Source organism: Telmatospirillum sp. J64-1 (assembly GCF_006980715.1).
Taxonomy (GTDB): domain Bacteria; phylum Pseudomonadota; class Alphaproteobacteria; order Rhodospirillales; family Magnetospirillaceae; genus Oleiliquidispirillum; species Oleiliquidispirillum nitrogeniifigens.
Map to the genome: position 1 here is coordinate 84,456 of NZ_SBHN01000012.1, position 14,957 is coordinate 99,412.

At 62.6% G+C, this 14,957-nt stretch carries 12 protein-coding genes; 5 read left to right on the top strand and 7 right to left on the bottom strand.

Annotated features, from left to right (window positions below):
- Positions 1–43: 43 nt before the first annotated feature.
- From EPD66_RS12815 to EPD66_RS12835, 5 genes are all read right to left on the bottom strand, one after another.
- Complete coding sequence (locus EPD66_RS12815; protein ID WP_142848911.1) at positions 44–715, bottom strand: flagellar hook assembly protein FlgD; 672 nt, start codon at positions 713–715, stop codon at positions 44–46.
- 9 nt (positions 716–724) lie between these two features.
- Complete coding sequence (locus EPD66_RS12820; protein WP_142848912.1) at positions 725–2,404, bottom strand: flagellar hook-length control protein FliK; 1,680 nt, start codon at positions 2,402–2,404, stop codon at positions 725–727.
- 195 nt (positions 2,405–2,599) lie between these two features.
- Complete coding sequence (locus EPD66_RS12825; protein ID WP_142848913.1) at positions 2,600–3,037, bottom strand: hypothetical protein; 438 nt, start codon at positions 3,035–3,037, stop codon at positions 2,600–2,602.
- A complete protein-coding gene (locus EPD66_RS12830) occupies positions 3,015–3,404 on the bottom strand; it encodes a rod-binding protein (protein WP_142848914.1) in 390 nt (129 codons plus the stop codon). The genes EPD66_RS12825 and EPD66_RS12830 overlap by 23 nt, the downstream gene beginning before the upstream one ends.
- Positions 3,405–3,406: 2 nt before the next feature.
- Positions 3,407–4,558, bottom strand: coding sequence for a flagellar basal body P-ring protein FlgI (locus EPD66_RS12835; protein WP_142848915.1), 1,152 nt, complete (start codon positions 4,556–4,558; stop codon positions 3,407–3,409).
- 286 nt (positions 4,559–4,844) lie between these two features.
- On the opposite strand from EPD66_RS12835, the gene EPD66_RS12840 reads away from it, so the two are divergent.
- The 3 genes from EPD66_RS12840 to flgK are packed head-to-tail and all read left to right on the top strand — an operon-like array spanning position 4,845 to position 9,269.
- Positions 4,845–6,422 carry a flagellar hook protein FlgE gene (locus EPD66_RS12840; protein WP_185961401.1) on the top strand — a complete coding sequence of 526 codons (1,578 nt, stop codon included), beginning with the start codon at positions 4,845–4,847 and terminating at the stop codon, positions 6,420–6,422.
- Positions 6,423–6,457: 35 nt separating this feature from the next.
- Complete coding sequence (locus EPD66_RS12845) at positions 6,458–7,477, top strand: flagellin (protein WP_255448471.1); 1,020 nt, start codon at positions 6,458–6,460, stop codon at positions 7,475–7,477.
- A gap of 37 nt (positions 7,478–7,514) precedes the next feature.
- Positions 7,515–9,269, top strand: a complete 1,755-nt coding sequence (gene flgK / locus EPD66_RS12850; protein ID WP_142848918.1) for a flagellar hook-associated protein FlgK — start codon at positions 7,515–7,517, stop codon at positions 9,267–9,269.
- Between the two features lie 120 nt (positions 9,270–9,389).
- Here flgK and EPD66_RS12855 read toward each other — a convergent pair whose 3' ends face one another.
- A complete protein-coding gene (locus EPD66_RS12855) occupies positions 9,390–9,794 on the bottom strand; it encodes a flagellar biosynthesis regulator FlaF (protein WP_142848919.1) in 405 nt (134 codons plus the stop codon).
- Between the two features lie 127 nt (positions 9,795–9,921).
- On the opposite strand from EPD66_RS12855, the gene EPD66_RS12860 reads away from it, so the two are divergent.
- The gene (locus EPD66_RS12860) at positions 9,922–12,219 is read left to right on the top strand and encodes a tetratricopeptide repeat protein (protein WP_142848920.1); all 2,298 of its coding nucleotides are present in this window, start codon (positions 9,922–9,924) and stop codon (positions 12,217–12,219) included.
- 1 nt (position 12,220) lies between these two features.
- Here the strand turns inward: EPD66_RS12860 and EPD66_RS12865 are convergent, their stop codons facing one another.
- Positions 12,221–13,081 carry a hypothetical protein gene (locus EPD66_RS12865; protein ID WP_142848921.1) on the bottom strand — a complete coding sequence of 287 codons (861 nt, stop codon included), beginning with the start codon at positions 13,079–13,081 and terminating at the stop codon, positions 12,221–12,223.
- A gap of 200 nt (positions 13,082–13,281) precedes the next feature.
- Here EPD66_RS12865 and EPD66_RS12870 point away from each other — a divergent pair, with 200 nt between their 5' ends.
- Positions 13,282–14,955, top strand: coding sequence for a glycosyltransferase family A protein (locus EPD66_RS12870; RefSeq protein WP_185961403.1), 1,674 nt, complete (start codon positions 13,282–13,284; stop codon positions 14,953–14,955).
- Positions 14,956–14,957: the final 2 nt, after the last annotated feature.

Here is a 14,957-nt window from a genome sequence, read left to right on the forward strand (position 1 = left end):
ATCGGGCGGGCTCTTAAGAAAAGTTAAGGGGTGACGCGGGGGTCTAGCTTTTCGGTTGAAAGCGGACGCTGCGGATCTGGTCGAGCGGAACGTAGAAATCCCCGAGCTCCAGGGTGATGTCTCCCTCTTCGGCGGCAACGCCGGTCACAAGGCCGGTGATGCGGGTGGGGATGACGACTGAAACCCCGTCCTTGTCGGTGGCCGTGGCGGTGACCTTATAGGTGCCGTCAGGCGCCTGCTGGCCGTTCTGGTCCTTGCCGTCCCATGTCAGCTCGTGCTCGCCCGCCGTGGTCTGGCCCTTGAGGGTGGCGACCACCGAGCCCGCTTCGTTGGTGATGGTGAAGGTCACTTCCTTGGAATCGGCCGGCGTGAGATAGCGCAGCTTGGCCGTGCCGTTCTGCAGGGGCAGGGCGTTCATGTCTACTTCGACGGTCTGGCCGATATATCCCAGCGCGCTGGTTACCTGATTGCCCTGGTTCAGCTTGACCAGCTGCTCCAACTGCTGGTTGGTGCTGATCTGCTGCTCGACGCTGGCGAACTGCACCAACTGCGCCGTGAACTGGTGGGTGTCCATAGGCGAGAGCGGATCCTGGTTCTTGAGCTGCGTGGTCAGCATCAGCAGGAAGGTGTCCAGGTTCTCGGCAAGCTTGGTGCGGGCGCCTTCGCTGGCGCTGTTGGCGACATTGCTCGCGGAATTGACGGAACTGACGGTCATGGGACGCTCCTAGACCTGAATGTCGAGGCCGCCACGGCTGCTTTTGGCCGGGGCAGGTTGTTGTGAGGCTACGCTTTCTTCGGCGTTGCCCTGGGCATCGCCTTTGCCGTCATTGTGTCCGGAAGCCGTTGACTGGCCCCGGCCGCCTTGGCCGCGCAGTTGGAAATTGAGGGAATTGGAATCGGTCTGTAGACCGGCATCCTTCAAGGCCTGTTCGAGGCCGCGCGAATCGCGCTGCAGCAGCTCCAGCGTGTCACGCTGGTCAGCGGTGACGACGGCCTGGATACGGCCCTCCGAGAGGTCCAACTGGACGTCGATGCGGCCGAGATGGGCCGGGCGCAGTTGGATGGTGATGCGATCCTGCTTCTCGGCCACGGCGCGCTGGATATGAGCGGCGACCTGGGTGGCCGGAGGCGTGGGCATGGCTCGGGGGGCTGCCTGGGCGGCGGCGGCGCGTTCCGTGGCGGCAGTCGACTGCACCTGGGTCGTGTGCAGGCTGCCCAAGGCGTCGCGGCTGGTACCCTCCTGGTGCAGGACGGGTTCCGCGGCGGCGGCCATGGCGGGCTGAGGAGGCTGGGGCTGCGCGGCAGGCGCGGGCTGGACCTGTCCCTGCGGAGCGGCGGCGGTCTGGGCCGGAGACGGGCCGTTTGCGGCCGTGGCGAGGGCGCCGGGCGTGCCGGCATTGCCGCCATTGGCAAGGCTGCCGGAGGTTTGCCGGGGCTGGCCTTCGGCGCCCCGGATTTCGGCCACGCGCGCCGTTTGGCGCAGGTCGGCCGCTTCGTCGGTCAGGCCGGGTTCGGCGGCTTCTTCGCCCGCCACCTGGGCAGGCTGACCCGCCTGGGTGGCCGTCGGGCGGGAGGGGACGCTGGCCGCCGTGGTTTGGGAAACCGAAACCTTGACGCTTGTCTCCGGGCTGCTGCCGGAATCGCGGATCACGGAAGAAAGCTCGGCGACCTGCCGGCGGAGCGTTTCCGTCTGCGGCTGGGCAGCCGTGGCCTGGGAGGCGCCATCCTGTTCCGGCGCCATGGCCTGTGTCGTTTGGGGCCGGGGCGCCTGCTGTTCCTGCGGCGTCTGGGCAGTCTGGCCCGCATTGGGCTGGGGCGCGGCTGCCGCCGTCTGGGGCGCTGCGACTCCATGCGGCTGCTGGCCGGCCGGAGCGGCTTGCGCCGTCGCAGTGGCCGGAGTCTTGGTCTCGGCTGTGGTCACGACCTGAGCTTCGGTAGTGACGGGGGCGGCGACCTGAACTGTCGTTTCGGCAGTCGCGGCGCTTTCGCCGGTGGCGGCAGGCGGAGATTCGGCATCGGCCGGTGCGGTTGCCACGTCCTGGGCAGGAGCATCCGGCGTGTTGGCGGGCTCCTGCGCCTCGGCGGGGGGCGCCGTCTCGGCTTTTGCTTCCTTGCCGGGGGCCGCTTCGCCGCGGCTGCGGTTTTGTTCGGTGGTGCGGCTTTCGCGCACTGTTTCACGCCACTCGCGCCGTTCGGCGCTGGCGGCTTCTGCGCGGCGGCGGTCGTCCGCAGCGCGGCTGTCGTCGGAGCGGGACGGTTCCGGGCGCGCGGGGGGCGCCTCCTTGGCATCGGTACGGGCGTCGGCCAGCAGATCGGCGAATCCGTTCACGCCGCTCCTGCTGCGGATATTGGCGTCCACGCTTTCGCTGCGGGGGCCAAGAATACCGATGATGCTGGTTTCCATTCCGCTCAACCTATCTTGCTGACATCGTCCGGCCGGTACCGGACATCACCCAAGCCCTGAATGCTTTGCAATCCCCGTGCCGAAGCGTGGCTTGGGTCTAGGCTGCATTTTTCCGGGGATTTTCCCCTGGGAACGGTGAAGGGGGGAGTGGCAGATTTTGCCGACCCGGCAAGCTTGGCCGGGTCGGCTGTGATGTTACAGGGGTTTGTCGAGGGCGACCGGAGCCGTGCCGCTGCCGGTCAGGCGGCCGTTCTGGCCATAGCCCAGCGAGGCGCGGTCGTTGCCGCTGGTGGCAGCGTTCTTCACCGCATCCAGCACCATGCCGCAGCTTTCCAGCCGAGCTTCCAGCAACCTGCTGTTGGTTTCCAGGTGCCGTTCGAGCTTTTCGGCGGCGCTCTGCAGGGCATGGCGCGCGTCTTCTTCCAGTCCTTCGATCAGGCCCTCCGTCTCCGTCAACACGCGAAAGGCGCTTTCATAGGACTGGGCGGCATCGGCCTTGAGCGCGGCGGCTTCGGTCAGGTCTTCATTCCGGCTGGAGGCGAGAAGGCGGTTCTCGGCCTCCAACGCCCGGCACAGATGCTTGGTGGCGTCCAGATAAAGATCCACAGGATCAGCCAAGATGCCGCTGTTCATCAGCCTTCTCCTCGATTTCGCTTGTCTGCGGGGCCTGCTGCATTTCCTGCTGGCGCATCAATTCGCGATAGACCGCATCGGCGATGCCCACGCCGCCGCGCTTGGCGGTGGAGGTGGCGTATTCCTCGACCAGCAGGGAGCGGAACATCTTTTCGCCATGGCCGCCACCGAACAGGCCGTCGGTTTCGATGTCGGTCATCATGTGCTGCATCATTTGCGACAGGAAGACGGACTCGAATTTCTCGGCGACCTCCCGCACCTCGTCGGAGGTCTTACCGGCGCTCGGCTTGGTGAAGTCGTCGATATTGGGCAGCTTCGGGGTCGTCTGGGCCAGTTGGCTGGCGAAGGGAGCGTTCTTGATATCCATGATCACATCACCTGGATTTCAGCCTGAAGGGCACCGGCAGCCTTGATCGCCTGAAGAATGGTGATCATGTCGCGCGGGCCGACCCCCAGGGCGTTGAGGCCGTTGACGAGGTCCTGCAGGCTGACCCCGCCGTCCATCACCGCCAGCCGGCGGTCGTCGTCTTCGTCGATCTCGATCTCGGTGCGCGGCACGACGGTGGTCTCACCGCCTTCCGAGAAGGGATTGGGTTGCGAGACCTGAGGCGTCTCGGTGATGCGGATGGTCAGGTTGCCCTGGGCGATGGCGACGGTGCTGATGCGCACATTCTCGCCCATGACGATGGTGCCTGAGCTTTCGTCGATGACCACGCGGGCCAGTTGGTCGGGCTCGATCCGCAATTGTTCGATATCGGTCAGCAGGCCGACCACATCGCCGCGCGCCTGGGGCGGAACCGTCACCATGACGGTGGCGGGGTCCAGCGACCGGGCGGCCTCGGTGCCGAGATAGGCGTTGATGGCCTGCGAGATACGCCGGGCCGTGGTCAGGTCGGGATTACGCAGGCTGATATTGACGGTGTTCATGCCGGCCAGGGCGAAGGGCAGTTCGCGCTCGACGATGGCGCCGTTGGCGATGCGGCCCGAGGTCGGCACGCCCCTGGTGACGCTTTGCGCCGCCCCCTGGGCGGAGAAGCCGCCGACCGCCAGCTGTCCCTGGCCCACCGCATAGACCTCGCCGTCGGCGCCGACCAGCGGCGTCACCAGAAGCGTGCCGCCCAGCAGGCTCTTGGCATCGCCCAGGGCGCTGACGGTGGCGTCGATGCGGGTGCCCTGGCGTGCGAAGGGCGGCAGTACGGCGGTGACCATCACAGCGGCCACATTCTTCGGCGAGAGGTTGGAGCTGTCGCGGGTGTTCACGCCCAGGCGTTCCAGCATGCCGATCAGGCTCTGGCGGGTGAAGGCCGAGTTGTTGAGGGTGTCGCCCGTGCCGTTCAGGCCCACCACCAGGCCGTATCCCACCAGCAGGTTGTCGCGCACGCCTTCGAAATCGGCGATGTCCTTGATGCGCGAATTGGCCTCGGCTGCCGGAGTGGCGGCAAGGGAGGCGAGGGCCGCGAAGGCGGCGACGGCGGCAGCCTTTGCGGCCGTGCGGCAGACGCTGGACAACACCCTTCTCATGGCGAACCTCTCACATCACACGGGCATTCTTGCAACCCTTATAATGCAATTACCGGGCCAAGGGAATGAATGGGCGTTTTCCTCATTCCCGGGGAAGAAGGAGGGGCGGTTTCGCGGTTCCGGGATGGGCAATATCGTCGCAGTAGGGAAATTCTTGCCGGGGCCGGGCCGTTCTTGCCGAGGGGCGGCGGGGCGGGAAGTGGCGGAAAGCGTGGCTTGCGCATTTGGCATGGCTTATGCATCGGAAGGCGCAACTTGTGACGAAACCGTCTGCGGAGACGCTGCCATGTCCCTCTTTGCCTCGATGACTGCCGCCGTGTCGGGCCTGAACGCCCAGGCCCGGAAAATGGGGCACATTTCCGAGAACATCGCCAATGTCAGCACCACCAGCTACAAGAAGATCTCGACCAATTTCTCGACGCTGGTGACGCAGTCGGGCAAGCGCATTCACTCTCCGGCCGGCGTGACCTCGGCTCCTTATTACAACAACTCGGTGCAGGGCCAGATCGTCGGCTCGGCAAGTTCGACCCATCTGGCGCTGAATGGCGGCGGCTATTTCATCGTCCGCAACTTCCCCGATGACACCAATACCGCCGGTCTGAACAAGCAGAATTTCTATACCCGCAAGGGCGATTTCGGCTTCGACGACAAGGGCAATCTGGTCAATTCCTCCGGCTACTACCTGATGGGGCGGGCCTATGATCCGGTGACGGGCCAGTTAAAGCCCGGTGACCTGACCACCGTCAATGTCAGCAACATGGGCGGCATGGCCAAGGCGACGCAGAATGTGAAGATCGGCGCCAACCTGCCGGCTGCCATCGGCATCACCAGCGCCTGGGAATTGGGCGGCGCTACCGGCGACCTGACGGTCAGCCTCGGTTCGACCTCGGTCACGCTTACGAATGTCGATCCGACCAATCTGCAGAATGTTGTCGCGGCCATCAATGGCGATCTTGATCTGCAGCAGGCCGGCATCAGCGCGTCGGCCAGCGGCGGCCGGCTGCTGCTGACCGGTCCTTCCGGGGCTGCGGCGCCGACGGTCACTGCAGGTGCCGGCATGACTGCTGTGGCGGAGGACCTGCCGTTGGGCAGCTCGCCCTATTTCACCGAGCAGACCTATTTCGACTCGCTGGGGCAAGCGCATACGGTCCGCACCGAATATATCAAAAGCGGTGAGAACCAGTGGAATGTCCGTATGCTGGAGAACAATGCCGGCGGTGAATGGGTGGACCTGACGGACGGCGATCCGCTGGTTATCACGTTCAATGCCAACGGCACGCTGCGCGGTATCACCGGGGGGCCGGACTGGATGTCCATCAATGGAACTTCCGGCGCCATCTCCTTCGATCCCTCCGAACTGCCTGCGGGCCTCAACACCTCCCCGGCCTGGTCCTGGGATGACGAACCCTTGCAGATCAGCTTGGGCAGCTTCAACGAGGCTTCGGGCCTGACCCAGTTCTCGGGCGAGTTCGCGGTGACCGACCTGGTGCAGGACGGCCTGCCTTATGGCCAGTTTACCGGCGTCGCCGTTGATGAGTATGGCGATGTCTGGGCCCAGTACGGCAACGGCGCCGCCGTGCGCATCTACAACCTGCCGATCGCCGTCTTCGCCAATCCCGATGGATTGGAAAACGTGGCCGGTAATGCCTTCCGCGCTACGGCCTTCTCGGGCGATGCATCGATCCTGCAGCCGGGCGTCGGCCGGGCCGGCGTGGTCATCTCCGAGTCGCTGGAATCCTCGAACGTGGATATCGCCGAGGAATTCACGCAGATGATCCAGACCCAGCGCGCCTATTCGGCCAACAGCCGCGTCATCACCACTGCCGACGAGATGACCGAGGAAGTGATCCGCATCAAGCGCTAAGAGTGATGCGGTGAACAGCTAGGACGGAGGATATCGTGAAGGTCGTTTCCACTCTTGCTCAGAACATGACGCTCCGGCGCACCGTGGCCTCCATGCAGGAACGCCTGCTGACGGCGCGCACGCAGATGGGAACCTATGCCAAGGCCGAAACCTATGGCGGCTACGGCGCGAAATCCTCCGTCATGCTTTCGCTGCGGTCCAATCTCAGTGCGATCGAACAGTATCAGTCCTCGATCGGCCAAGCGCTGACGCGCACCGAAGTCATGCAGAACGCGTTGAGCATCACCCGCGATTCCGCTGCGGAGGTCGGGCAGCTGGCTCTTTCCTCGCTCAATTCAGAAACCGAGCGGGCGACCATCCAACCCACCGCCTCCAACCGGTTGGAACAAGTCGTTTCGGCCTTGAATACCCGACTGGGCGACCGCTACCTTTTCAGTGGCAACGAGCGGGCGACCGAGCCGGTGAAGAGTGCTGAGGAGATCGTGACGGCCTTGCAGCAGGTCGTTGCCACCCTGGACCCTAACAGCCCCACCTATGTTGATGATGTGATGGCTGCGGCGGATGCGATGTTTGCCGATGTAAGCACGTGGTACAACGGCCAGTCCATTCCCGCAAACGGCACCCCGCCTGATCGCAGCGGTGCCGCCGCCCAGGCCGATACGAGCACTGCGGTCCAGTATGGTGTTCGTGCGGACGAGCAGTCTCTGCTCGATACCGTCAAGTCCCTGGCCTTGCTGTCGGCCTTTTCGGAATCGGATTTTCCCGATGGCGAAAGCTATCGGGCCTTCGCCGACAAGGTCGGCTCGGACCTGATGGAGAACCGCAACGCCGTGACCGCGACTCAGGCCGATCTCGGCCTGCGGGAAGAGCAGCTGCAATCACTGTCGGACAAGCATACCCGCAGCCGGAACAGCATAGAGGTTCAGATCGCCAATATCGAGAACGTGGACATGTTCGAAGCCGTGTCCCTGGTTGAGCAGCTGGAGGCACAGCTGCAGGCGACCTATACGGTCGCTACACGGATGCAGAGCATGTCCCTGGTCCACTACCTCTAACAGCCTTCCTTCCTGATCGCGTGTCCAGGAGACCGTCATGACCCTGATGTCCGCCCTTTCTTCTGCTCTCAGCGGGCTGCAGGCCAATCAAGCGAAGATCGACGTTATTTCGCGTAACGTCTCCAATGCCAGCACGCCGGGCTATACCCGTAAATACGCTCCGACCGAGAATGCGATTTACGGCACCCATGGCGGCGGCGTTCGCTTGCTGGCGGTGCAGCGTCAGGTGGACAACCGGATGCAGCTGGAGATGTTCGCGCAAAGCGGGCAAGCCAGCCAGCACAACGTGATCAGCGACTTCTTGTCGCGGGTGGACCAGTTGTTCGGCCGACCGCAAGATGCCGTCTCGGTTTCCGCCAGCGTCAAGAACCTGACCAATTCGCTTCAGGCCCTTGCCGATACACCTGAAATGGCAGCCCTGCGCCAGGGCGTTCTGAACGATGCGCAGAACCTTGCCATGGATCTCAACAACATGAGCCAGTCCATCCAGAAGATGCGGCTGGAGGCCGAGCAGGGGATCGCGGCTTCGGTCAAGACGATCAACAATGCGCTGCATAACATCGACCGCCTGAACAACATGATCGCCCAGGCGACGATCAAGGGGCAGTCCACTGCCGACCTGGAGGACCAGCGCGACATCTACATGGGGCAGATCAGCGCCGAGATGGGCGTGCGTTTTGCCCAGGCTGAGAACAATCGGGTGGTGGTCTTCACCGAGACCGGCCGCGTCCTGCTGGATGGCGCCGTCAACGAATTGGCCTTCCGCCCCGCTTCCAACGTCACCGCTGCGTCGAACAGCGAGAACGGGCTTCTTGGTCAGATCATCCTGACCAGCACCGGCGAAGACTTGGTGGCCACCAATGCGATCCGTAGCGGCAATCTGGGCGGCTATCTTGCCCTGCGCGACGAGATCCTGCCTGAGGCCCAGCGTCAGCTCGATGAACTGGCGCATGCCCTTGCGACGAGCCTGGCGGCTGACTATCACGCCGTCAATGCAGACGGTTCGGCGACGTTGGACTTCACCAAGATGGGCTTCACCGGTGATGAAGTCGTGGTGGAATATCGGGATGCCAGCGGCAAGACGCAGCAGACAGTCGTAACTTTCAGCAGTGATGACGACACGACCAATCGTGCCGATCTCCTTGCCGCCCTGGGGCCCGGCTTCTCCTTCTCCGGCGACACCCTGGTGCCGCCTGCAGGCAGCACGATCTCTTCCGTCCGCAGCTTTTCGGAAACCGCCGGGAGCGGCATAGAATTGTTTGTCGACGGCGACGGCAATGGCGGCTCGACGAGCTATCGTGGATTTACTGACGAGAACTGGGACGGTGTGCCTAGCGGCGCGGACCAGAAGACGGGTTTCGCCGGCCGGATCACGGTCAACCCTGCCTTGCTTTCCAATCCCGCCAAGCTCGTCACGCCTTTGGACGGCTCGACCGGCCAGAGCGAGGGGCGGCCGCTTGAACTGGCCCGCCGTCTCAGCCAGACGGAATTCGATTTCGCCGGCAATACCGGGATTGGCGGCGTGGACGGCATCTATCGCGGTACGATCGAGAACTTCGCCGCGAATATCGTTTCCTATCAGGCGGTGCAGACCGCTGGTGCTCAGGAACGCGCGACCTACGAGAACCGTTATCACGATACCTTGAGCGAGCGCTTCCAGTCCTCGACGGGCGTCAATATTGACGATGAACTGGCCCAACTCATCCTGGTGCAGACGGCCTATGGGGCCAGCTCGAAGATCATCCAGTCGATCCAGGCCATGATGGATGAACTGATGCAGATGACGCGCTAGGGTCTGCGCTTTTCCTTCTCAAGGGGCGGCTTCGGCCGCCCTTTTTCTTTGCGCGGCTATGTGCGCATAAAAAAACCCGGCAGGCGGGAGGCCTGCCGGGTTTTTTCTGGAATGCCAGGATCAGCCGACGGAAATCGGACGCTGGGAAAGCGCCTGTTCCTGCATTTCGCGTCGCTTGGCAAGAGCATTGTTCAGGCCCGTTGCTACGGTCCGGTTGATGTCGCACAAAGGCGCGACCGGTGCTTGGTCGCCGATCACCTTGCGGGTGTGGTTGGTCACCCAGATCGCCAACGAAATGATGTTGGCCCGCAATTCCGGCGGCAGCCCATTGCCCGTCTCGGCGCAGTCAGAGGCAAAGGTGTTCCACAGTTCCATGTTCCGCTGCAGGGCCGCAATATGCTCGGCAAAGTGGGCATCGGCCGTCGCTTCGATCTCGTAGGCGGCCCGAAGCAGCGCATCATGTTCAAATTGCATGGGGTCGAAAGTCTTGCGCTGAACAGCAGCGTAGGCGGCAACACCCTTCATGGCGTCCTCAATCAGCCTGGAAGCTGGGAGGCATTCTAGACCGGGTTGGTTAACAGTTCCATAACCATCCGGGGTAGATGCTCTGAACTTGTTTTTACGGACAGTGGCATAGGCCGCGCGAGGGGATATGGCTCAAACAGCGACAATCAATATCGGTCAATTGCTTGCCGCTGGGCGTTTGGAGGAAGTCCGCTCGCTGCTGAAACGTCATTTGTCCGTTCAGAAGAAGGATGCCGCGGCGCTGCGGCTGTTGGGCAAGGTCGAGTTCCAGTTGGGGCAGAAGGAGACGGGAATCCGTCTGCTGCGCAAGGCCATCGCCCTGGTCCCGCAAGAGGCGGAACTGCATTACGAACTGGGCACTCTTTATCTGTCCTGCGGCATGCAGGGCCAAGCGATTACTGCCCTGGAAGCCGCCGTGCGGCGCAATCCCGATCATCACGATGCCCTTTACAACCTGGGCTGGGCGCTGCTGGAAACGGAGCGCTATGCCGAGGCGGTTCAGGCATTGGAAAAATCGCTGGCGCTCCGGCCGGACCAGCCCAAGGCTTGGTACAATCTAGGCAATGCCCGCTGGAGAATGGGAGATGCTGAGGCCGCCACCGCCGCTTACGAGCAGGCTTTGGGGCAACAGGCGGTTTCCCGCGACTTGTTGTACAATTACGGTCTGGCCCTAGCGAAGACCGGGCGCCTTGCCGAGGCCGAGGAAGCCTTGCGCAAGGTAATCAGTCTGGCCCCCGCCAACGCCCCGGATGTTCCGGCAGGCTGTGCATTGGCAAGCGTTCTGGGCGATCTCGGGCGGCGCGACGAGGCCGAGAGCCTGCTCTTCGCGCTGGCAGAGGAGGTGCCGCAGGACCCGCAGGTGATCTGCGCCCTTGCGGGGATGTTGCACGGCGGAATGCTTTTTAGCCAAGAGAAGCTTCTGGTGCTTCTGCCGCTGCTTGCTTCCGCTCTTAATTCGCATCCCGAAAATGTGGAGCTGTGGAACTGGACAGGTTTGGTCCAGATGCGGGTGGGGCAGTATAGGGCTGCGGTGGAGGCCTTTGACCAAGCCCTTGCCTTGCGTCCCGGTTTCCCGGCGACGCTGAGTAATTTGGCTGTTCTGCACTCCCGGCGCGGAGACCCGGAAACCGCCCTTGATTACTTGCGCAAAGCTCACGAGGCGGCCCCCGAGGATGCGGCTGTTCATAGCAATCTTCTGTTTACGCTGCAGCATAGCGGGAATATTTCGGCGGAAGAGCTATTCATCGAGCATTGCCGCTTCGGGGAATATCAGGAAACCCGGGTCAAGCCTTTGGATGTCCTTGCGCCTGGGCCCGACGATGCCGAACGGCGCTTGCGGGTCGGATTTGTTTCTCCTGATTTCCGAAGCCATGCCGTTTCCTTCTTCTTCGAGCCCCTCCTCGAACATCTGGACGGTAAGAAAGTCGAGTCCTATTGCTATTATACGGGCCGGGCGAGAGACGAGGTTACCGTACGTCTTCAGGCTGCGGCTGATCATTGGCGTGACTTGCCGGGCTTGACGGCGGATACGGCGGCCCAGTTGGTCCGGCAGGATGAGATAGACATCCTGATCGATTTGGCTGGCCATACGGCGGGAAATGCCTTGCCGGTCTTTGCCCGCAAGCCAGCGCCGGTCCAGGTGACATGGCTTGGCTATCCCGCGACGACAGGGCTCAGCCGCATCGACTATCGTCTCACGAATTGGCTGCCGGACGGTAAGCTGGTGGCAGAGGATCCCTTCCATACGGAAAAGCTGCTCAAGCTCCGCTATGGTGCGACTTTCCGCGCGCCGGTCTCTTCTCCCGCTGTGGTGCCTCCGCCCTTGCTGCATCGCGGGCGGCCGACTTTCGGTTCGCTGAACAAGGCGCTTAAGATCAGTGATGGCGTTTTTGCAACCTGGTGCAGCCTTCTGCATCGGGTGCCGGATGCAGACCTGCTGATGATTGCCGGTGGTGTCGAGGACGGGCCTGCATACTGGAAGAACCGTTTTGCGGCGGAAGGGATCGAACCGGCGAGAATTCACGTCAAGGCTCCCATGCCGCTCGAAGAGTTTCTGCATCTTTTCGCCGAGATCGATATTGCCCTCGATCCCTTCCCTTATAGCGGTGGTACGACCAGTCTGCTGACGACCTGGATGGGGGTGCCCCTGATCTGCATGGACGGGCTTCAGGACAGCAGCGGGAGTTCTTCGGTTCTGATGAGGTCGCTTGGATTGGGCGACCTTCTGGTGGCCCGGAATGAGGACAACTACGTGCAGCTTGCTGCCGCGCTTGCCTCCGACAGGGAGCGCTTGGCGGAACTGAGAACAGGATTGCGGGAGAAAATGGCTGCCTTGCCTTCTATGGATCCGGCCACCTTTGCCAAGGAGTTCGTCTCCTCCCTGCGTCATGCCTGGTGGATCGCATGCGGAAAGCAGCCAGCCTGAGCTACTTGATCGCCGAGGGGGCCGAGGGGACAGGTAGAGAGGATGAGGACGGGATGAGATTTCGTCGCTGTAGGTTCCGCCGATTCATGCGGGCACGGAAGTGATGAAGTATGCGCCAACTCCAGGCGCGAGGCAGATGGACGCTGTCTATCCCCAATGTCGCTGGCATGGCGACGTCCGCCAGATGATTGTCCCCCAGATGGAGCAGGGAACCCGGCGGGACGCCTTCCTCGTCGAGGATTGCTTGGAACAAGGTGCCGTGCCGTTTGGTGCGCTTGAACTCGCTGCTGACATAGAGCCGATGGCATCGGAAGGTGCCCAGCAAACCGTCGCAGAGCTGACGGAGATCGTCCGCACCAAGATACATGTCGCTCGCCAGGATGATGCGTTTGCCGTTCGCCTTGGCCTCGGTCAGCAGGCCGAGAAGCGAGCGGTTCGGCTGCAGCATCTTGCGCTCGTAGGCGAGCTCGATATGCCGCAAGTGGGGAATGCATTCTGGAGGAAGGCCGGTCAAGGCGCAGGTGAGGCCGAGGATGTCGTTGAAATGTGCTTCGTCCAGGCCCTTGCTTCCGGCTACGCGCCCATAAACAGTCCGCCCGGCGCGCAGGCGTGCTTCGTATAGGGAGGCAATGCTGGGCAGAGGATGGTGGACCATGGTGCGCAGGAAGGCATGCTGCAGCCGCGTCACGTCCTCAAAGCGCAGCAGTTCCGGTCGGGTCGTGCGCAGCAGCAGGGTGTCGAAGACATCGACCGAAATGATGCTATAGGTGGAAGAGGTAGTCTTCCGGCGTAGATCCTGCCAGGAATTCATATCTGGGTTGGGAGTTGGAGAAAGATGCTCCTGAAGGCTAAAGGTTTGCACAGGTTAAGTCCAGGGACGGGCAAATGTTCGCACTGAGCCCCTATGCTTCGGCACCACTGCCCGAGCTGTGCCCAATTACGCATCTGGCGCCCTCTGGCTCGTCGTCTCAAGGCGTGCTTGCTCTTGTCTGCGGCGCCCGGATCTCTCCTGCCGCATCAGCACTCATACAGGCATGGCATTCGGAGGGCAGGCCGCTGAGGTTGCTGCTGACCGATGAGCAGAGCCCGCCAAACTTGCCTTCTGGGTTCGTGCCGGAGCATTTGGCCGAATTTCTCGGCTGGCAGCCGCCCTATATGCCGCTGCGGGCCCTGGGCGTGCATCATTGGCTGAAGCAGGCAGAACCAGCGGGGATCGTCATTTGCGGAGAGCCGGCACTCGCACATTATACCACTTTGGCCCGTCGGCAGGGGCTGGCTCATCAGCAGGCGGGGATCTGGCTTCTGGATCCCTTGCCTCATGCGCAGCAACTTCAGGAAAGATGCGTTTTCCCGACAGGGCGGACGGATCTGGAACGCGATTACCTGGACCGTGAAGCCGCAGCGCGTTGCGATGGACTTCTCGTTTCGGATGCTGACTTGGTAACGTGGTGCGCGGGTGCCGGGTGGCCTCTCCCGGATCAGGTGGGGCTTCTCGCTACGGTGCCTGGGGAACCCGCCCATGTCGCCCGTTTGGTGGGAGCTCCCCGACCGGTTTCTGCTGCTGAGGGCAGGGGGAAACGTCCCTTGGTCTCGGTCTGCATGCCGACATACAACCGCGGCGAAATGTTGCTCGAAACCCTGAAGGCCTGGCGCCGGCAGAGCTATGACAAGATCGAACTGATTTTGGTCGATGACGGCAGTACCGATCCCAAGACCCGAGAGATCCTGGACCGCCTGGAAGACAGTTTCCCGCCGGGATGGCAGTTGCTACGGCAAGCCAATGCCGGTCCGGCCTCCGCACGACGACGGGCGGTGGCGGCGGCTTGTGGAGAGTTCCTGTTGTTTGCCGATGATGACAACCTGCCGCTGCTTCATCAGGTGGAAAACTTCGTCACCGCGGCTGTAACAAGCGGGGCGGATATTCTCACCTGTATTCCAGGCTACCACCCCGAATCCGACGCCGCCCCGGGGACGCCCGTCTCGCTGGCGGGGGATGATCCGGCTTATCCGCGGGTGCAGGTGGACTGGACGCCGCTGGGGGGATCACCACTGCTTGGGGCTTTGATCAATTGCTTCGGCGATAACAATGCGCTGTATCGGCGGGCGAGTTACGAAGCGTTGGGTGGTTTCCAGGGGGACCGCGACTTCGTGATGGAGGATATGGAACTCTTCTTCCGGGCTGCCGTCCAAGGATACCGGCTCGAGGTGGTGCCGGAAGTTTTGTTTCTTTATCGCAAACACAAGAACTCCCGAAGCCTGAACCGCCGGGTCTTCGATTCTCATCTCCAGTCTCTTTTCCCGCTGTCGCGCGTCCTGCCGCCGGTGCTTTGGCCTCTGGCGCTGATGGCCCGTTCCGGCTTTCACGCACGGCATGAAGCGATCAATGCTGAGATGCGGGAGAAGCCTCTCTATTCCCCCGGCACCCTTATCGATCTTGCCGCAGGGTTTGATGACCGCTGGCGGGTAACGGTCGATGAAGAGGGAAGGGAGTCCAGCCTTTCCTTCATGCTTGCCGGATCGTGGAACCAGTCTGTCCTGTTCCTTGAAGTGGAGGGAGGCGGTGAAGGCATGCTGAGCATTGGGGAGTGGACCCGGCCGATGGAGGATAGGGGCGGGTCAAACCTGTGGCAGGTCGAATTGCCTGCGGGCTTGCTGGTTGGCGGCGACGTGACGATCCGCTTGATCACGCCGAGCAGGCATCGCCTGCTGCGTTTCTGGATGCTGGTCAAGGGATGAGG